General features: G+C 42.2%; 13 protein-coding genes. 1 reads left to right on the top strand and 12 read right to left on the bottom strand.

The features are described 5' to 3' along the window. Positions 1 to 87 precede the first annotated feature (87 nt). The 8 genes from B0O44_RS15570 to B0O44_RS15535 form a co-directional block, all read right to left on the bottom strand. Complete coding sequence (locus tag B0O44_RS15570) at positions 88 to 2,487, bottom strand: glycoside hydrolase family 3 N-terminal domain-containing protein (RefSeq protein ID WP_211321390.1); 2,400 nt, start codon at positions 2,485 to 2,487, stop codon at positions 88 to 90. A 62-nt stretch (positions 2,488 to 2,549) separates the two neighbouring features. Next, the gene (locus B0O44_RS15565) at positions 2,550 to 4,289 is read right to left on the bottom strand and encodes a hypothetical protein (RefSeq protein ID WP_110832526.1); all 1,740 of its coding nucleotides are present in this window, start codon (positions 4,287 to 4,289) and stop codon (positions 2,550 to 2,552) included. Continuing rightward, positions 4,289 to 6,079, bottom strand: a complete 1,791-nt coding sequence (locus tag B0O44_RS15560; protein WP_110832524.1) for an alpha-L-fucosidase — start codon at positions 6,077 to 6,079, stop codon at positions 4,289 to 4,291. The genes B0O44_RS15565 and B0O44_RS15560 overlap by 1 nt, the downstream gene beginning before the upstream one ends. Next, on the bottom strand, positions 6,076 to 7,500 hold the full coding sequence (locus B0O44_RS15555) for a GDSL-type esterase/lipase family protein (RefSeq protein WP_110832522.1): 1,425 nt from the start codon (positions 7,498 to 7,500) through the stop codon (positions 6,076 to 6,078). The genes B0O44_RS15560 and B0O44_RS15555 overlap by 4 nt, the downstream gene beginning before the upstream one ends. Before the next feature lies 1 nt (position 7,501). Then, the gene (locus B0O44_RS15550; protein WP_110832520.1) at positions 7,502 to 8,677 is read right to left on the bottom strand and encodes an SGNH/GDSL hydrolase family protein; all 1,176 of its coding nucleotides are present in this window, start codon (positions 8,675 to 8,677) and stop codon (positions 7,502 to 7,504) included. An 18-nt stretch (positions 8,678 to 8,695) separates the two neighbouring features. Then, positions 8,696 to 10,114, bottom strand: a complete 1,419-nt coding sequence (locus tag B0O44_RS15545) for an alpha-L-fucosidase (protein WP_110833025.1) — start codon at positions 10,112 to 10,114, stop codon at positions 8,696 to 8,698. 91 nt (positions 10,115 to 10,205) lie between these two features. After that, complete coding sequence (locus B0O44_RS15540) at positions 10,206 to 12,083, bottom strand: alpha-L-fucosidase (RefSeq protein WP_110832518.1); 1,878 nt, start codon at positions 12,081 to 12,083, stop codon at positions 10,206 to 10,208. A gap of 141 nt (positions 12,084 to 12,224) precedes the next feature. Continuing rightward, positions 12,225 to 13,094, bottom strand: a complete 870-nt coding sequence (locus tag B0O44_RS15535; RefSeq protein ID WP_110833021.1) for an AraC family transcriptional regulator — start codon at positions 13,092 to 13,094, stop codon at positions 12,225 to 12,227. Positions 13,095 to 13,311: 217 nt separating this feature from the next. Here B0O44_RS15535 and B0O44_RS15530 point away from each other — a divergent pair, with 217 nt between their 5' ends. Next, on the top strand, positions 13,312 to 14,211 hold the full coding sequence (locus B0O44_RS15530) for a helix-turn-helix domain-containing protein (protein WP_110832516.1): 900 nt from the start codon (positions 13,312 to 13,314) through the stop codon (positions 14,209 to 14,211). Here the strand turns inward: B0O44_RS15530 and B0O44_RS15525 are convergent. The 4 genes from B0O44_RS15525 to B0O44_RS15510 are packed head-to-tail and all read right to left on the bottom strand — an operon-like array spanning position 14,208 to position 19,467. Continuing rightward, positions 14,208 to 16,763: a glycoside hydrolase family 95 protein gene (locus B0O44_RS15525; protein ID WP_110832513.1), complete on the bottom strand. Its 2,556-nt coding sequence runs from the start codon at positions 16,761 to 16,763 to the stop codon at positions 14,208 to 14,210. The two genes, B0O44_RS15530 and B0O44_RS15525, sit on opposite strands and share 4 nt — an antisense overlap. A gap of 12 nt (positions 16,764 to 16,775) precedes the next feature. Then, positions 16,776 to 17,363 carry a LutC/YkgG family protein gene (locus tag B0O44_RS15520; protein ID WP_170123347.1) on the bottom strand — a complete coding sequence of 196 codons (588 nt, stop codon included), beginning with the start codon at positions 17,361 to 17,363 and terminating at the stop codon, positions 16,776 to 16,778. Then, a complete protein-coding gene (locus tag B0O44_RS15515; RefSeq protein WP_211321389.1) occupies positions 17,363 to 18,730 on the bottom strand; it encodes a lactate utilization protein B in 1,368 nt (455 codons plus the stop codon). Before B0O44_RS15515 ends, B0O44_RS15520 begins: the two co-directional genes overlap by 1 nt. After that, a complete protein-coding gene (locus tag B0O44_RS15510) occupies positions 18,727 to 19,467 on the bottom strand; it encodes a (Fe-S)-binding protein (protein WP_110832509.1) in 741 nt (246 codons plus the stop codon). Before B0O44_RS15510 ends, B0O44_RS15515 begins: the two co-directional genes overlap by 4 nt. Between the last annotated feature and the right edge of the window lie 2 nt (positions 19,468 to 19,469).

Genomic DNA, 19,469 nt, shown 5'->3' with positions numbered 1-19,469 from the left:
CGGCTTCTACTCAAATTTAAGGTATTCAATTGAAAACAAATTCTTCACACTAAACTATTCAATACTATGACTTTAGCATTACAAAAACTACTTCAGGATCACTCCGGGCTCAACTACAGTAAACTCTTTTTTTAACCGGATATCCTCAGATGAATTCCCAATCATGACCTGAAATCTTCCAGGCTCTACTGTCCAGTTCATATTCTTGTCCAATAAGGCAAGATCATCCGGATGCAGGATAAACTTAAGTGTTTTACTTTCACCTGGTTCGAGGCTCACCCTTTCAAATCCCCTCAATACCGACTCATAGGTGGTTACGCTACTAACCTCATCTTTTAAATACAGCTGCACCACTTCATCTCCCTTTCTCTGTCCCGTGTTTTTCACTTCCACGCTCACCTGAACATCGCCCTGCGCATGAACTTGCTGGGGTCCCACCTGAAGGTTGCTAAATTCAAAAGTAGTATAACTCAGCCCATAACCAAATGGGTATAGCGCCCCAAGAACCCTTGTTTTTCCAGTGCCATTGGGGTCGTCCTTTTTACTTTGTCCGGCCTGTGAACCTGGTTTAAAAGGAAAGTTCAATTCAATCTGACCGATAGATTTTGGAAAGGTCATAGAGAGTTTTCCGCCAGGGTTGTAATCTCCAAACAAAGTTTCCGCAACTATCTTTCCTGCAGAGGGGCCGGGGAAACCAGCCTGAAGTATAGCGGGTAAATACCTGTTTTCCCAGTTAATGGTCAGTGGCCTTCCATTGACCATAACCATTACTACAGGTTTACCAGTCGCATACAAAGCTTGCAGTAATAAAAGCTGATGCCCTGGTAAGTTTAAACCTGTTCTGGATTTGCTTTCGCCAACCTGCTGATCACTTTCACCAACTACTGCAATAATAACATCGGCATTTCGGGCTTTGACAACCGCAGCTTGAATTTGCTCTTGCTCTGCCTTTGTCAGTTCGGCCGGAATAATTTCCGATTCCGGCCATTTGGCATCAATGACTTCACATCCCTTTTCATAACTAATGATGGCCTTGTCTTTCGCATAGGTCTTAAGTCCCTCCAGGATAGAAGTTACAGGATTGTTGGAAGGTCCGTAACGACTTGTTGTATAATTCACTTCTTCGGCTAAAGGGCCCGTCACCAAAATGTTTTTATAACGGCTTATATCTAAAGGAAGGAGACCTTTATCATTTTTCAGTAGCACCATAGACTCTCTGTTCAGTTGCAGGGCGATTTCTTCATCCGCTTTGGTATGTACCTTCCGGTCTGCCGAACCCGGATCCTCTACATAAGGCCGGTCAAACAGCCCGAGCTTAAACTTTACCCTCAATACATCCCCAACCCGTTCATCCAGTGTCTTCATGGATACTGCACCCTCTTTAACAAGTGCCCGTAGCGGCATAATAAAAGTATCTGGCATATTAAACTGTGTCCTTACATTCAGGCCTGCTTCAATAACCTGCCTCACTGCTTCCTTATAATCTCCGGCCACATGATGTTTGCTGGAAAGAAATTCCACAGCTTCACTATCCGAAACCACATAACCATTAAAACCGTACTGTTTACGCAGCAATTCTGTCAGAAAATAATAACTTCCACTAACAGGTTCCCCGTCCCAGTCGTTATAACTGCTCATTACGCCCATTGGATGTGCTTCCTGGATCACCCTTCTAAAAGGATAAAGAAACATCTGATGTAGTTCCCTTGGTGCCACATGCGGGTCCGTACGGGCATTTCCGTCTCTTCCACCCTTTGGAACACTATAAACGGCATAATGTTTTAAGGTAGCTGCAGCCCCCTGGTCCTGGATCCCCATGGTCATTTGTTTGCCCAGCTCTGCAATCAAAAAAGGATCTTCAGCATAACATTCCACCACCCTGCCCCAACGCTGGTCTCTGGCTACATCAAGAATAGGTGCATATACATTGGTATAGCCCAGTGCCCTGGCTTCCCGCCCTACAATGCTTCCTGCCTTATAAACCAGCTCCCTGTTCCAGGTACAACCTATGTTAATCGGCGCAGGAAGAGGAGTGGCACGATCATGACATAAACCATGAATTCCTTCATTGGTAAAATCCACCGGAATACCCAATCTGGTTTCTTCAACAAACCATTTTTGTATGGTATTAATGGCATTGGCATGCTTGCTGAAAGGATAAGAATAAGTTGTTACCGCTTTTTTGTTATACGCAAGACTATTGAGTTCTTCGTCTATGTTCGCAATACCATCTTTCCATATTTTTGTCTTCCATTCTGCAGTAGGCATTTCATCTTTCAGAAATCGTCCGTAACCATAAAGTGTTGCCGTTTGGCAGGTTTTTTCATCAAGTGTCATCTGACTTAACAAATCTTTTATCCTCAACTCGACCGCCTTGGAAGGATCTTCAAAAACATCCATTTTTCCATTCTTATTAAAGTCTACCCAACCTTTATGGTAGATATTTTTTTGCTGACCAAATAATATTTGGCTTGTAGTCAGTGCCATACAGGCAAGGAGAAATGTTTTTTTACAAAAAATCATATATATTTAAAAATCAAATATTTAAATCAATCAACTAAATTACTAATTAGTCTGTATTTATTTACTGCCGCTTCCATCCCAACTGAATTGTGATAGCCCGGAGACTTAAAATCAAAAGCGTAAGGCTGGTATAAAGTAGCACAATCCGCATGGTCTTTTTTTAACTGACGGTACATTTTCCAGGCTTCATCATACCGCAGAACAGCGTTTCGTAATGCTCTTTTATCGTATGTTCCTGTCTGGTCCCCGACATAGCCCAAAGCCATAATGCTCCAGCCTTCTGCAATGATCTGGTGCAACAATAACCCATAATCAGAAGATACGGAAAGATAGGATTGATCTGCTCTATTTTTCAACTTTATCTCCCGGCTCAGCTTACTGATCTGTTCCCATAACCGGACTGCTTCATGTTTTTCTGAAACAGCTTTATCAAGTTCTCCCCGCTGATACAATGTTTTAAATGCTGTAACCAAACGACCTGCATCTGTACCGCTCAGGAATTCGTCGCGCATCCACCAAACCCAATTGTTATCCCAGTTTAAAACGGCGCTATTGTGCCCCCTTAAAACCGCTCCTGCGGAAAGCAAGCAAAGTTTCCTGAATTTTTTCCGGTCTGTCCCCAGTATGCCATTTTCATCCATAAATTGATTGAACACCTCCAGTTCTGTTTGTCTGGTGTTTTTTGCCCAGTGGCTCAACACATAAGTATTGAGTTTCATCCAAAATTCATTACTGACATAAGGTCCCAGCCATCCACCTCCTCTGGACCAGGTCCACACTCCCCTGAAATTGGGATTATCCTTCAGATCATTCAAAGATTTATAACCTGACTGAGGTTTATTTGTACTGTATTCCTCAAAACCATCAATCACACCCTGAGCAATATAATTTGGATAAGCGCCTTTACCTTCATATTCCCGTTGGCATTGTACTTCAACAATTTGAGAATGGTCTCCTATACCTAAAGTACGGTTAAAATCTAAAGTTCTTTGGTAATCACCAGATGTATGTTTAATGGAGAACACCAAATCCGGATGAGGCTCAATCTGACTGGTCACTTTCAGATAAACATCTGGTTTTTCATGCATCCCTGCAGACAACCAGGTCCGGTAAAAAATCATTTTATGGTGCTTTACACAAACTTCTTCACGCAACAGACGAATGAGTTTCAAATGACTTTCAATTCCTTTTGTAATGGGGTTATTTCCTGTATGATAAGGTACATTATTCAAATAGGTTTCACCCGTGCGGATCACCAGTCCGTCGAGTTCCGGAAAAGTCTCAAACAATTCCTCCAGCATTATTTTATGAATTTCTATCGTTTTAGGCCGTTCAAATGAAATCTTCCCTTTCTCATCGCAAATTTCATCTTTATATAATTCCACCAACCTCTTGGGCAACACAATAATATCTGTAAAATAATAAGCTTTAAGACCTGCCTGGTGTGCTGCTTTAATATTTTCACGGATACGCCTTGCAGCTTCCATTACCCAAACCCTCTGCTTTGATCCTTCAGGAAAAATTTCAGGGTTCAGCTTGTCAAAAGTCAGGGCAGCGTGGGCAAAAACAAAATCGTTAAGCACCTGACCATTGAAACCATAACTCTTTAAATAGGATGGATTTGAAAAGAGGGTTTTGGTCAGCGGCTCTCCCGGATTGTGATGCACCATATCCAGGATAAAAAAGGGTTTTGCTACCTGGGCTGTGCCTTTGACACCAAACAAACAGAAGGCAATAAGACAAACTAAAAACAGACTCCTTGGCATTATTTAATGGGTACTAATAAAACAGACTTCAATTTAAATAACTCCTTTCCGTTTTGGACTGGGCTTATCGATAAGCTATATTCTCCAGCCCGTTCCACAGAAATGATTGCAATGGCATGGGGAATAAACAGTGGAGCGCTTTTTTCAAATTCTGAAGTACGAAGGGTCCTGAACAGATATTCTTTTCCGTTAAAAGCCATTTTCCCCTCCTGTCTGGAACTTTCTTGAGGACAAGCATACTCGAGTTCCACCTTGTAATCTCCGGGCGCCGTAACCCTTATTTTAAAGACCGCACTATCATTGGTTGTTTTCAACCCCGTAATACAGGTGGTATGCTTCCAGTCCCCATAGTAATGGCTATAGGTCAAACTCTTTACTTCCGCTGATCCATTTACTTTAGCGGAAACGGCATTCAGGCTGTTCTGTTCAAACTCCGGAGACACGGTGCTGGTCTGATCCTCTGAACGATCTGTCATCTTTCCCTGGTATTCCACAACAAATACCCGGTCTGGGCTTATGACCTGGAATTCCGACAGGTTGATCAGCAGGTCTGATCCTTTTTTTATCCATTTTACCTTAGCTCCTCCATCCAGGGCATAAACAGTTTTCACCATTGCGTTAAAACCAGGCACCAGCAACTGGCCATTGTCAGGCCGGTTCAGTACATGAAGAAATTGTTTACCTGCTTTACTTGTGGTCACGCCCCAGGGCTGTGCCGGCACCAGACCATAGCTAGTGGCATAGATACTTTCTCCATTTTTTTTCAACCAGGCCCCGGTTTCCAAAAGGTACTTAACGGAGTAAACAGGTATATTTCCGGTACCATCAGGTCCTACGTTGAGCATAAGATTTCCTCCTTTTGAAGCAACCCTGGCCAGAAGCTGAATAAGTTCTTTCGGAGATTTAAAGTTCATGTCATGCTTTATATAACCCCAGGAATCATTATGAGTATAAATAGATTCCCATACCATATCCTTCACAGGGACATCCGGAATTTCAGAATCTCCAAAGTCCCGGTAATCACCCAGGCCCTGTCCTACCCTGCTGCTGAATAAACTTCCTGGCTGCAACTGGTGCAGGCTGTCCACCAATTGCTGGGTCTGCGCTTTGCTAAGCCCTCCAGGCATATCAAACCAAACGATGCCTAATGGTCCGTAATTACTCAGCAACTCTTTCAGTTGTGGTATGGCTTTTTGCCTGTAGTATTTTTGATAGTCCTTTTTCGATTCTTCAAAATCCCAGCTGTTCTTTCCTCCGTCGGGCTCATGCCAGTCAATAAACTGGGAATAATAGAAACCAAAGGGAATATGTTCTTTTTTGCTGGCTTCTGCCAACGCTTTCATAGGATCCTTTTTATAGGGCGTCGCTTTTACAATATTGAAATCACTTACCTTTGAATCGTACATCGCAAAGCCTTCATGATGTTTTGCGGTAATCACCATGTATTTAATGCCGGCATCTTTTGCCAGTTTTGCCCATTGATCTGCATTAAAATTAACCGGATTAAAACGCTCTGCTTCCTTTGCATATTCAGCAGCAGGTATTTTAGCCTGGTTCATAATCCACTCCCCACTGCCATAATATCTTTTTCCCTTCCACTCTCCTGCCAGTTTAGAATATAGCCCCCAGTGAATAAACATGCCAAATTTCGCTTCCTTAAACCACTTCAAATTGGGATTTTCTTTTCCGCTGACCCTTTTATCCCACATCGCAGGATCCTGCTCCTGGGCGTACAACTGCCCGGTTAAAAGTACAGATAAGGCCAGTACAATTTTTATTTTTCGGTTCATAAAGATGAATTTGACTTAAGGATAAAACTTATAATAGGCTCCGGATTGGGAAGGCTATGGGGATGATGTTTTCCTCCCGGTTTATGAATCAGGGTAATCTTTCCACCGGCCTTCAAAATGAGTTTTTCAAAGACAGCCGTATTCTCTTCAAATGGAACCAGTTCATCTGCATCTGCACAAACATGCAACAAAGGATAACCACCTTTCACAATCAGACTGGTTTTATGGATGGGACTTTCCAGAGAAGCTTTTGCCAGCTCATCGGTAGCATAGCCATAGTCCCTTTTAAAAATTTCCCATTCTTTTTTACTTCCCGGGCCTTTTCCAAAACCACCCGGCCAGCTGTTCATGTCCAATACCGGATTGTCCGCATAGACACAAGCTACTTTTTCCGGATTGACCGCAGCCCAATTATACGCATATACTGCTCCCCGGCTCATTGCCTCTAATACGGCCTTAGGACCCAGACCTAATTTCCTAAGGTATTTGTAAAAATCATTCCACACCAAACAGGCCTGGGCATTGCCAAACAATTCTGAAACATCACAATACACCAGGTGATACCCTCTTTCCAACAAAGCAATATCGGTTTGGGGCTCATGTCCCCAAAAGCGGGAACGCCAGACCCAGGGCTGCCCTTTGGCTGAAAACTTAGGCTGAACTAGATGTGCCTTATGCCCCTTAAATAAAAATTCGTTATCCTTAAAGCCATAAAAAGAACCTGTTATAACTTGCCCTTTGAGTTTTCCGGACAAATTGAAATCTGAACGCTGTACATTCAAAATCTGTTCCTTTAACCTTCCGGCAATAACCCCTGCCCCGGTTACATTGGGATGTATTTTATCTGGCAATAAATTTTCCTTATCCAGAAAAAGGGAATGCAGGTCTATGATTTCCACACCTTCTTCATAGGCCGCCAGTTGTAAGGCCGGAATAATTGATTTTTTGATGGCAATGTCCCATATCTGACTGCTGTCTGTAGTAAAAGCAGCTATAGGTGTAAGCAAAATGATTCTAGGCTTTGATTTAAGGTCCCCAAAGGACCTTATCATTTCTTTACAATTGATTTTCAATTCCGGATAAAAACTACGGTTGATCAATTTGCTGTCATTGGTTCCCAGTTTGATCAGTACAATTGCGGGTTCACTGTTTAAAGCTTCCTGGTACGCTGGTGTTTTCCAGTAAGGTTTATTTCCATTTTTAAGCAAGGTTGCGCCACTTACCCCAAAATTCATAACCTGGTAAGCTGGTCCCAGCATTTTTTGCAATTGAGCAGGATAAGATTGTACCAACCGGTCCGGCAATTTAGAACCATAGGTAATGCTGTTCCCAATACAGGCAATCCGTATTTGTGCCCGAAGCTTCTGCACCAGGCACAGCAGCATCAAAAAAGTCAAAAGCTGATATTTTAAGACGTTCATTTTAATTCACTAGAAAATTAACTACTCTTAGTGCATGCCCTTTTGAATCGGGATTTCTGGCTTTACTGATTTTCCCTTCCAGCCGATGAGTACCCTCTCCAAGATCATCCGCAAGAAGGACATACCAGGGAAGGTGCAGGTTTTTACTCCAACGCGTATAAAAGTCTATGACAGGATATTGTTTTCCATCAATCCAGTATTCCAACATCCCTGTATCGGGTCCCGCAAGCATGGCCAGACCAATTACTGCTCCTTTAAAATCCAGTACAAATGAGGCCCCTGGAGTTTTGCCTTCCAAAACAGGCACGTGCACAAAACCACTCCTGGTTCGGGCGCTATCTGAGGGGGACCAGTTTTTATTTAATACAAAGCCATTCAACTGAACCGCTTTACCTGGAGAAAGATAGTCTGCCCTGCTGTAATTTCCTTTATCCATCACTTCAAGTAGCCCCTCAGATTTTATATCATGATCATACCCGGTTTGCTGAAATAAAATTTTCATGGTATGTGCGTACAACTCCTGGCCAAAGGGAGATGGGTGCAGGTTCTTAAAATCTTTCTCCCAGCTAAATTCTCCAGCGGCAATCCGGTCGCTGACTTCTCTGGCAAGGTTTATAAAAGTCAAATGGTAATGCCGGGCCATTTCCTGATGTACCCTTACCTCCAACGGAATTTTCCCTTGCTGGTAATCTTTCATTTTATCAGGATCGGCAAATGCCATCATAACCAGATCCATATCTGGATTAATACTTCTGGAATGCCTTATAATCCCCTCCAGAGCCCTTCTTTGCACTTTTTCCGGGGTCCCGTTACCGCTATCGTTTACAGCCGATTCAACAAACATCAAATCGGGAACATTCATTTCCAGAACATCATGTTTTAAACGGAATGCATGTGGCAGGCTGCCTAATGAAGGGATACCTGCATTGATAAAATTAAAAGAAGTTTCAGGGTACTGCTCTCGCAGGTAGTCCATAATCAAAGCCCGCCATCCTTTCATATCCGTAATAGAACCACCCAAAAAAGCCACACAAATGGCTTTTTTGTTTTTAATGAGCTCCATAGAATGGTTAAGGTTACCATAACTACAGATGTAATCCTTACTATCCAGTTGCGCTATAGCCGAAGTTGTCAGCAGGACATTAAAGAACAGCAGCAAGATATATTTACGTCTCATCAGCTATTGGAACAACATTTAATCCAATGCCCCGCTTTTCATATTCCCGCCTTCCAGTGCTTTAGCCTTAATTTTGCCTGTAACTTCTATTTTGATCACCGATGCAATTGCGTCCGGTGCCTGTGAAGGCACAACAATTGTATTTCCTTCAAATTTCAATTTTTGCTTATTCGCAATCACTGTAGCCGATTGAATTTTATTTTCCAGACCAGAAATCTCCAGTTTACCGTCTTTTGGCCAATTGAATACCGTTAAGTATAATACTGTGCCTGTCGGTCCTTCTTTACTGGTGATCCGGCCCCAACTCACTTCTTCTAATGGATTGGCCTTTGTTGCATAAATGGCCTCCCCGTTAGTTTTCATCCACTTGCCAATCTCGCCAAGACGGTCGATACTTTCCTGAGGAAAAGTCCCATCTGGTTTTGGCCCGACATTTAACAAGTAATTACCTCCTTTTGAAGCAATATCGGCAAGGTTACGGATCAGTGTTTCGGTGCTTTTCCAATTGGTATCTTTGGTCCTGTACCCCCAGGTCCCATTCATGGTCATGCAGGTTTCCCAGTCTTTTCCGTCAAGGTCTTTTCTACTTGGTATTTTTTGTTCCGGAGTTTTGGTATCCCCTGGAAAATTTGGTCTTTTTAAACGATCATTTGTAATGATACCAGGCTGGAGTTTTAAAACATCCTGAAGTTTCTGGGCAGCCTGATCGGTCATATTTGTAGGCGTATCCCACCATAATACGGCGATATCTCCATAATTACTTAGTAATTCCTTTACCTGGGGAACTGAAACCTTGTCTATATACTGATCAAAGGTTGCTGTTTCCTGCGCTGGGTCCCAATGTCCATTATGCGCTTGCGTATAAGCATCTATCTGAGTAGAATCGGGATTTGCCCAGCCTTCTCTCATCAATTTTCTGGCGGCAGCTCCCCCTGGATTGTTCCAGTCTTGGGCATGTGAATAATAAAAACCCAGTTTTATTCCATATTTTTTGCAGGCTGCTGCCAGAGGTTTCAACAAATCTCTACCATAAGCTGTTGCATCAGCAATGTTCCATTTACTGGCATCGGATTTAAATAAAGCAAAACCGTCATGATGTTTCGCAGTAATGACAATGTATTTCATTCCTGCATCTTTAGCCATTTTTACCCAAAGATCAGGGTTATAACTGGTCGGGTTAAATTCCTTGGCTTTAGCCTGATATTCGGCCACCGGAATTTTAGAACGGTTCATAATCCACTCTGCCCCACCTCTGGTTTGTTCATGACCATGATAAACACCGGCCCATTGTGCATATACCCCCCAATGGATGAACATTCCAAAACGGGCTTCACGCCACCATTTCATTCTTTCGTCTTTAGACAGTTTTCCCTGGGCAAACAGCATCTGACTACAGGTCAGCAGCAAAATCATTATGGTTATTGTGGTTCTTTTCATTTGTTCAGAATTGATCATCTATAAATTTACTTTATTTAAGTCTGCAAGGTTTTAGTCCCTTGGCTTATTATTAAACAATATGTACATAAAATCAAGGCACAGGAACCAGTTCCAGCTCCAGTAACTTCATCACCTCTGTTTTCGGTTTCTCAACAGCTTTTAAACTCAAATGATGTAATCCGGCATCCAGTTTGATTTTACCCAAACCTTCCCGCACTGGTTCTGTGCTTTTTGGTAGGCTTAAGGTTTCTTTTTGAGCATTGGACTGATCTGCCTGAAAAACGTATTTACTGCTATTCTCAGTTGGAATGTATTTGATAAACACCTGATATTCCGCCGCAGCAGATGTTTTAAAATTCCAGGAGATGCTTTGGGCAGTTGTTTTCCAGCCGTCTACATAATACTTATTGGTTTTACCATCCCCAAATTTAAAACCCTGTCCCTCCAGCACTGCATCAAAAGCAAGCAAACGCGTACTTAAACCTGCATAGGCGACCAACCTCATGGAGTCTACTTTAAGCTTCTCTTTTAAAGGCAATACAATTACAGTGTTCAAACTATCCGGCATTACAGAAGGCAAACGAACAAGCACCTGGGATCCATTCTGTTGAACGGAAAGTTCTTTTTTTGATGGATCCGAAAGAAAATAAGGTTTTCCCACACCACTGACGATTCCTCCAACAGCAAGCTGGCCGTTAGCGGGCCAGTTGAATACATGTAGATAGAGTTTATTTTCTCCCAGGGTCGTTACCCCCCAGCTTTGCAAAGGCAAAGGAGTTTTAGAGGCCTTATATATACTTTCACTATTCTTTTTATTCCATCCAGCTATGGACTCCAGAATTCTGGTGTCCCTGGAATCAAAAACACCATTCCCCATTGGACCGATATTCAATAACAGATTCCCCCCCATTGAAGCAGACTTTGCGAGTAACCGGACAAAAAATCCGGCAGATTTATGGCTATGATCATTTTTTGAATACCCATAAGATTCATTGGTTGTTGGAATCGCTTCCCAGTCTCCGTTCACTGGTGCGAATTCTGCAGGCCTGTCCCCGGTATTTTTATAATCGCCATAATTTGTATTTCCATTCCTGGCCAGCCTTCCGTTTACCACAACATCAGGATCTGCTTTGCGTATGGCTTCCAGTATCCTCAGGTTCTCTGAAAAAGGAAGTTTATGTGGTGTATCAAACCATAAGATATCAGGATGGTACAAACGGATCAACTCCTGAATTTGAGGAATTGCTTTTTCGTTTACATATTTAACAGCTTTAGGCAGCCAATCCGGGTGCTGGTCGTACCAGTTCGCACCACCAATCAGCCTGTCTCCACCAGGGTTCTGATACTCCCAGTCATTTCCCGGTGCATCCGGATCTTCCCAGTCAAAAGCATGTGAATAATAAAATCCGAATTTCACACCATATTTTTTTGCTGCCGCAGCCAGTTCTGCCATCGGATCTCTTTTAAAAGGTGTCTGCGCAGAAATATTAAATGAAGAAACTTTAGAAGGGTACATCGCAAAACCGTCATGATGTTTAGCCGTTATGATCAGATAATTCATTCCCGCATTTTTAGCCATCCTGACCCATTTATCCGCATCAAATTGCTCAGGGTTAAAATGATGTGCCAGATCAAGATAATCCGCCCTGGAAATTTTCTCCTTCCGCATCAGATGCTCAGAATAGCCATTCACATGTTTTCCTTTCCATTCTCCTGCTGCCTGGGAATAAACACCCCAATGAATAAACATTCCAAACTTAGCATCTCTCCACCAGCGAAGCCGCTGATCATGTTTTTCCATAGAAAGTTTCCACCAGCCATTTTCTGCTTTATTTATTTCTTTCTGATCCCTTAACTGGGCTTTATTGTACATATCCTTATCTTCGTCGCCCTGGACCTGGGCAGTTGCAGCTGCACTTAAAGAAAGCATAAAGCCCAGGGTAATGGCTCTAGAGATTGAATGGTTCATGGTCTTTTGGTTTGGTGAGGGGGGCAAATAAGCAATAAAAAACAACTATCCATTTCCCATATTTAGCTTTAGATTCAGCTATTTTAGCAAAACAAATAGTTGTCAGGTAAATTTCAAAACAGGTATTTAGCCTGTAATTGCTTAGGAGGCCATAAATTCTTTCTGATAAGTCAATGGACTTTTCCCAGTAATGCCCTTAAAACACTTATGAAAACTTGCAAAGTTATTAAAACCGCTTTCATAACATACTTGTTTAATATTTAACCTATTATCAATTAGCAATTTACATGCCTGACCAACCTTAATTTCAGTTAAAAACTGGGAGTAGGTTTTTTGTGTAAAGGACTTAAAATACCTGCAGAAAGAATTAGGGCTAATTCTGGCAATATCAGCAATCTCTTCTAAATGAATTTTATTCCGGAAATTGGCAAAGGTATAATCGTAAATATCTTTAATCCTGTCGTTGGTGATTTCCTCTTTGACCTGAGAGAAACCGATAGAAGACAAAAGTTCCAACTGATCACATTTACTAATTTCCAGCAAGGCCTGAATCAAATAAATGATCCGGTCAGTTCCTTCTGCTTTCAACATATGCCCCAATATATCTGTTACTTTTTTCTTGTTTTTTCCTTCTACCTTAATTCCCCGTTTTGCTTTTTCAAGCAGGTCTTTGAGTGGCTTGTTTTCAGGAAGGTTCAAAAAATACTCCCCTAAAAAGCTCTCCGAAAAATGAGCAACCCTTACATCTGCATAATTCCCCGACTCTCCTTCTGTAAAAGACTCATCAAATCTCCAATAATGTGGTAAATTAGACCCAACCAGAACCAAATCTCCTGACTGAAAGTCGGTGATGCTGTCCCCTACAAATTGCGCACCCCTGCCTTTTACAAAATGAATGAGCTCAACTTCCGGATGATAATGAAACTTGTTATTCATACTTGGTTTCAAATCATGACGTACACTAAAAGACTGGGTAGGATTTTTTGAAATTTTTAGTAATTGTGGTTTCATACGCTCTGCATTTAATCCTTTGCATTGCTGGGTCCGGAAATCTCTGGCTAAAAGAAAATTGGCCATAAAGATTTTACAGAATATCGGCGCCCGCGCAATTCTCAAAAGGTGTTAAACTTTATATTTGGTTTATATTTGTTTTTTAAAGTTGATAAACTTATTTTGAAATAGAGTTGTCTATTCTGAGCAAAAATATGTACAAAACAAACATCATAAAATGAGAAAGATCAGTGAAGAAATAAAAATTGATCCTTCTGATGTACATCAGAATTTTAAAGATGTTAGTGTTAAACTATTTTGCTGCCGCTATTGGATTCTGGAAGAATGGGAATGTAACGATCTAAAAGTACCCTTCTGGAGAATATATCATAATTCCATCTCTGGCTCAACCATTAACTATAAAGACAAAACCATCCAGCTGAACGAAGACATGCTGCTCATTATCCCGCCCAATACCTCCTTTTCCTCCCAGTTAAAACAAAGTAACAGCACGGGAGACGAATCCATTAAAGGCAGAAAGTTTGGAAGGAACGATCATCTGGAGACCTTAAAGTCCAGAGGGAAGGTAGACCATCTTTTTATCCATTTCTCTCTTGGTTATCCCCTGGACTTTGTGAACAATGGCATCCATGAAGTAAAATTCAATGCCAACAACAGCCTACTTCTTGCTCAGATCAAGGAAGCCTGTATTGCAGACAGGATAACCAGTTTTCAGGAATGTTTAAGAACAAAACAACTGATTGCCGACTGTTTGCTTCAGCTCCCCAATGACATTTGGGAATCCGGAAATATTGACCACAGGATACTGAAATCAATCAAATTCATAGAGCTTCATTTCAAAAAGAAAATCACCAATGAGCAGCTTGCAGATGCGGCCAACATGGCGACCAATTCCTTCGCAAGGCTTTTCAAATTGAGTACTGGTATTCCTACACAACAATATATTCTAAAACTGCGCATACAGGCCTCCTGCAACCTGATGCACCACAGTAATAAATCACTGGACGAAATTTCTTTTGAATGCGGTTTTTCAGACCGGCATCATTTTTCCAAAATCTTTAAAAAAATACTGAAAGTCAACCCTTCAGATTACAAAAGACAGTTAAAATTGGTTTAAACAGCCGGCACTATGGTATAAGTTTTTCCTTTTTGCGTGTCAAAACGGATCAGATATTTTCCAGGGACATTGATCTGCTGAAGTCCCGCTCCGGCAGCTTTTTCATATTTCCCAGAAGAAACATTGTTCAGGAGCAGATTATTTCCCCCAGTAATGGTTTTTACCTCTACAACCTTTACAGGTGTATTACTGCGGAGCAAGCATATACCTCCTGCATTGGAAAGAATTTTGGCACCGGAGAGTTTCCCTTTCGCCCATTTCAGACTGACCTCAAAATTTCCACGGGCTTTAATGCCTTTAATTTCGCCTTCCGGCCAGGCATCAGGTAGGGCAGGTAATAAGCTGATGTCACCATTGTGGCTCTGCAGCAACATTTCCGTTATTCCGGCCGTTGCACCAAAATTACCATCGATCTGGAAAGGTGGATGGGCATCAAAGAGATTTGGATAGGCCCCTCCTCCGCTCATCTGTTCTTTTTTCTGATTTGGATCAATATAATTTAAACCCGAAAGGATCATTTTGTAGGCGTGGTTGCCCTCCAATAACCTGGCCCACCAGTTGATTTTCCAGGCCATTGACCAGCCTGTACTTTCATCTCCCCTGAAAATCAGAGATTGTTTTGCCGCCGCGGCAAGTTCAGGGCTTTTCGCAGGACTGATCTGGTCCCCTGGATATAAACCAAAAAGATGTGAAAGGTGACGGTGTTTATCTTTTGGATCATCCCAGTCATTAAACCATTCCTGCAATTGCCCGTAACGGCCAATATGATAAGGATAAAGCAAGGGAATGACCTTTTCAAGTTTTCCCCTGAATTCCGGATCTGTGTTTAAGATTTCTGCAGTTTTGACCGTGTTGGAAAACAGTTCCCTGATGATAGACATATCCATCGTGCTCGCCTTGGTCAGCTGGTATTCTTTTCCCTCTATTTTAACGGTATTCTCAGGAGAGGTTGAAGGATTGGTAACATAATAAACAGTGCTATTATCTTTCACCAACCAGTTAAACATAAATTCTGCGGCCCCTTTCATTAAAGGATAAGCTTCTTTTTTTAAAAACTGCACATCTCCTGTAAATTGATAATGCTGCCATAAATGCTGTGAAAACCATGCACCTGCCATCGGCCAGGCCGACCATCTTGGCATCCCTTTTGGATCCCAGTCATAACCGCCCGGAGGAGAAGTTTTTGCCCAAAGATCTGAGTTGTGATGTGCCACCCAGCCTTGCTGGATATTATAATTTACCCTGGCTGTTTTAGCCCCGTTAATAGCCAATTCCTTCATAAAATTAAAAAGCGGTTCATGACATTCTGAAAGATTGGTATTCTCTGCCAGCCAGTAGTTCATCTCTGTGTTGATATTGGTGGTATAATTACTTCCCCATGGCGGTTGTACCATATCATTCCAGATTCCCTGAAGATTTGTTGGCCGCCCGCCCTTTCTTGAAGCGGAGATCATCAGGTATCGCCCAAACTGGTAGTAAAGCATTTGAAGATGGTTATCCGAAGCACCTTTATTTAAACGGATCATTCTTTCATTGACCGGAAGTTTCATGGCTTCTGCATTCACAGGCAAATTAAAGGTCACCCTTTTAAACAAACGCTGGTAATCCTTAATGTGTGCTGTTTTTAAAGTCTGGTAATCCTTAACGCCTGCTTTAAGCATATTTTGTCCAGCTTCCAGGGCCGGGTCTTTTCCCTCCAGACCAGGAGATTTATCAAAACCATTAAAACTGGTACCCGAACTAACAAACAGGACCACTTCATCTGCCCCGTTAATGTTCAACACCTCCCCGGCCCGTTTGACAATACCTCCGGTGGCCAGTACTTTAAGATGAATCTCGAAATTCATACCCTCTCCTTTCCAGTCATCATACTCCACCTGCTTTTTTTCGTAGTCCCTGTTTGCAACAAATTTTGGTGCTTTTCCTCTTAACACCAGTTCTTGTCCGGAAGATTCCCGGATCAGATATTTCAGTTTACTGCTAAGACCTGCATCCAGATGAATTGACTTTTTCCGGTCAGCACTGATTTTAATCACCAGTACTTTATCCGGATAACTGATAAAAGATTCTCTGGTATATGTAATACCCGCAATTTTATAGACCACTGTTGATAAGGCCTGATTTAAGTCCAGCATCCTTTTATAGGAAACCGTAGCTGAATCTTTTAACTTAAAATCCAGTGAAAGGTCTCCCAGAGGAAGGTAACGTGCAGAATAAGGCCCTTGCATTTTTTTCCATAATTTTGCAGCCTCCTCATATTTCCCTTCAAAAACAGCCTGTCGCACTTCCGGTAATACTGCAGGTCCGTTGGGATTATTTCCATCCTCCGGACTTCCAGACCATAAGGTATTGTCATTCAACTGAAACCGTTCCTTACCAATTCCTCCGAAAACCATAGCTCCAAGACGGCCATTCCCTAAAGGCAGAGCCTCTTCCCAGGCTGCAGCAGGTTTAGTATACCAAAGTTGTAAGCCGGGGTCTTTAGATTGTGCATAAACACTAACTTTCAAGCCGAGTAGAACCAATAGGGTACAGATTGCAAAATTCTTCATTCTTAATGCGTTTTAATTATGGAATAAGTATACAGTAAGGCTTCTGGGGCCATGGGCACCAATCACCAGGCTTTGTTCTATATCGGCTGTTTTAGATGGACCGGCAATAAAAGTCCCAAATCCACTTTCATCAACCCGGATATTCTGGTAAGCATGATTCATGGTTGCGACAATATTTTTCGCATTCAGGATCAGGACCAGGTGCTGGGTAATAAAAGGCAGGAGCCTGTTGACCATGGCATTTTCATCAAGCCATATTGCTCCATTTTCTGCAACACCCAGTGCTCCGCAAAGATAAACACGGTTTAAATGCGCAAGTTCAACTGCAGAAGCATTTTTAAACGGGGCTAAGCTTCCCTCCTGTTGTCTAAAGGTATTTAGGACAAATTCCCCATCCTGATCTGCTTTGGAAATAGATTTTAATATTTCTTCTTCGTTTTTAAAATGGATAATTTCTCCCCCTATCTTTTTCAATACCATTTCAAAAGCAGCCACAGGATCCGGGTATTGGATCAGGCTGTCAAAATCAATAAAAGGCAATTGTGTCAGGGTCGGTTGATTTTCTGCCGTCGCCTGAAGGATCCGGTTTTTTGAGCTCATCACTTTCTGTTTTTCTGATACCATTCCCTAAAACTCTCTTCCGGGGCTTGTGGCATATCCCGTTGCTTGTACCAGGGGTTTAAACTATTATTGACCACAAATGGGGCATATTTTAAAGCCACTCTACCCATTTTTCCTGCTAACCTGTATAGTGTGGGCTTTGAAAGTACCAGCGTCATTGCGGCCATCCCTGTTTTTTTTGAAGAAGGGACATGCCCTTCCTTCACCAGTACCTGTCTCCATTTATACAGTTGTTCATGGATGTCTATTTTCACAGGACAAACGTTGCTGCAGGAACCGCAAAGTGTTGAAGCAAATGGTAAGTCTGCGTTGGCCTTCATATCGATATTTGGATTCAGAATAGAGCCTATAGGCCCTGCAACCGCTGTATGATAACTGTGCCCTCCACTTCTTCTGTATACCGGACAGGTATTAAAACAAGCCGCACAACGTATGCATTTTAATGAATTTCTGAAATCGGCTCGACCTAATTGTCTGCTTCTTCCATTGTCAACGATAACCAGATGCATTTGCTGTCCCGGTCTGGGCCGGTGAAAATGACTGGAATAAGTCGTGATGGGCTGTCCGGTTGCACTTCTCGCCAAAAGCCTCAAAAATACTCCAAGGTGCTCTGCTTTTGGAATCAGTTTTTCAATACCCATACAGGCAATATGTATATTTGCCGCATGGGCACCCATATCCGCATTTCCTTCGTTCGTACAAACCACAAAACCTCCCGTCTCCGCAATTGCAAAATTAACACCCGTAATGGCCAGTTCAGCACCTACAAAATAATCCCTTAAATGTTGCCTGGCCGATTCTGTTAAATATTGAGGGTCATTGTTTCCTTTTTCTGTATCAAGAAATTCATTAAAGGTATCACTTACATCCTCTTTTTTAAGATGGATTGCGGGCAACACAATATGGCTTGGTGCTTCCTTGCGCAACTGAACAATTCTTTCTCCTAAATCGGTATCAATAACTTCGATACCCTGGGCTGCTAAATACGCATTCAGATGGCATTCTTCTGTAAGCATACTTTTACTTTTGACCATCCGGCAAATTTTTCCTTCTTTGATGATCTGATGGATAATCTGGTTATGTTCGACCGCATCCATGGCCCAGTGAACCTTTATGCCATTTTTTAAGGCATTTTCTTCAAATAGCGCTAAATATTGGCTCAGATTGGAAAGTGTATGGTTTTTAATTCCGGAGGCCCAGTCCCGCAGCTGTTCCCATTCCGGAAGGCCTTGGGCAGCAAGGTCCCTTTTCTGACGAACAAACCACAGCGTTTCATCATGCCAGTCCGTTCTGGCTTCATCGCGAATGAAGGCTTCTGCTGCCTGGGCATGTTCCATAGCTTTCATAGCGGTTGATGATTTAAAATTTCAGCTATATGGATAATTTTAAGACTGCTTTTCTGACGTCGCAGGATCCCTTCCAGATGCATCAGGCAGGAAAGGTCGGTAGCAGTAATGTACTGCGCGCCGTTCCTGAGATGATCTGAAAGCCTGTCTTTTCCCATTTTTACGGATACTGCTTCTTCGGTCACACAAAAGGTTCCGCCAAAACCGCAGCATTCATCTTTTCTGTTCAAAGGAATCAGTTCCAAGCCTTTAACCATCGCCAGCAATTTTTCCGGTTTAGAAAAAGCCGGTGCAACCAGTTCTGTCATCTGTGAAAGTTTAAGCCCACGCTGGCCATGACAACTTTGATGGAGTCCAACTTTAAATGGGAAACTCGCTGACAACTCATTTATTTCTAAAATATCAGTTAAAAACTCGGTGAGTTCATATAGTTTTTCCCGGATAGCTTTTGCCTGCTGATCATGTCCGGATAAGTGAAGATGCTCTTTCAGGTGCATCACGCAGCTTCCTGAAGGACAAACTATATAATCAAAAGAAGAAAAATTCTCTATAAATAAACGGTTACAACCTGTGGTCAGATGTTCAAATCCGGAATTTGCCATGGGCTGACCGCAACAGGTTTGGTTTTTAGGAAAATAAACCTCCAGTCCCATTTTTTCCAGAAGCTCAAGAGCAGCTACAGCGGCTTTTGGATAAAACTGATCTATATAACAAGGTATGAACAATCCAATTTTCATGA

The organism is Pedobacter nutrimenti (genome assembly GCF_003208655.1).
GTDB lineage: Bacteria > Bacteroidota > Bacteroidia > Sphingobacteriales > Sphingobacteriaceae > Pedobacter > Pedobacter nutrimenti.
The sequence above is the reverse complement of the archived record's forward strand: the minus strand, read 5'-3'. Positions and strand labels throughout refer to the sequence as shown.

What these genes read in the sequence shown, in the direction of transcription:
- B0O44_RS15560 (WP_110832524.1), bottom strand. Translation starts at nt 6,079, where the DNA reads ATGAACCGAAAAATAAAAATTGTACTGGCCTTATCTGTACTTTTAACC.
- B0O44_RS15520 (WP_170123347.1), bottom strand. Translation starts at nt 17,363, where the DNA reads ATGAGCTCAAAAAACCGGATCCTTCAGGCGACGGCAGAAAATCAACCG.
- B0O44_RS15510 (WP_110832509.1), bottom strand. Translation starts at nt 19,467, where the DNA reads ATGAAAATTGGATTGTTCATACCTTGTTATATAGATCAGTTTTATCCA.
- B0O44_RS15555 (WP_110832522.1), bottom strand. Translation starts at nt 7,500, where the DNA reads ATGAACGTCTTAAAATATCAGCTTTTGACTTTTTTGATGCTGCTGTGC.
- B0O44_RS15525 (WP_110832513.1), bottom strand. Translation starts at nt 16,763, where the DNA reads ATGAAGAATTTTGCAATCTGTACCCTATTGGTTCTACTCGGCTTGAAA.
- B0O44_RS15550 (WP_110832520.1), bottom strand. Translation starts at nt 8,677, where the DNA reads ATGAGACGTAAATATATCTTGCTGCTGTTCTTTAATGTCCTGCTGACA.
- B0O44_RS15570 (WP_211321390.1), bottom strand. Translation starts at nt 2,487, where the DNA reads ATGGCACTGACTACAAGCCAAATATTATTTGGTCAGCAAAAAAATATC.
- B0O44_RS15515 (WP_211321389.1), bottom strand. Translation starts at nt 18,730, where the DNA reads ATGAAAGCTATGGAACATGCCCAGGCAGCAGAAGCCTTCATTCGCGAT.
- B0O44_RS15565 (WP_110832526.1), bottom strand. Translation starts at nt 4,289, where the DNA reads ATGCCAAGGAGTCTGTTTTTAGTTTGTCTTATTGCCTTCTGTTTGTTT.
- B0O44_RS15530 (WP_110832516.1), top strand. Translation starts at nt 13,312, where the DNA reads ATGAGAAAGATCAGTGAAGAAATAAAAATTGATCCTTCTGATGTACAT.
- B0O44_RS15540 (WP_110832518.1), bottom strand. Translation starts at nt 12,083, where the DNA reads ATGAACCATTCAATCTCTAGAGCCATTACCCTGGGCTTTATGCTTTCT.
- B0O44_RS15535 (WP_110833021.1), bottom strand. Translation starts at nt 13,094, where the DNA reads ATGAAACCACAATTACTAAAAATTTCAAAAAATCCTACCCAGTCTTTT.
- B0O44_RS15545 (WP_110833025.1), bottom strand. Translation starts at nt 10,114, where the DNA reads ATGAAAAGAACCACAATAACCATAATGATTTTGCTGCTGACCTGTAGT.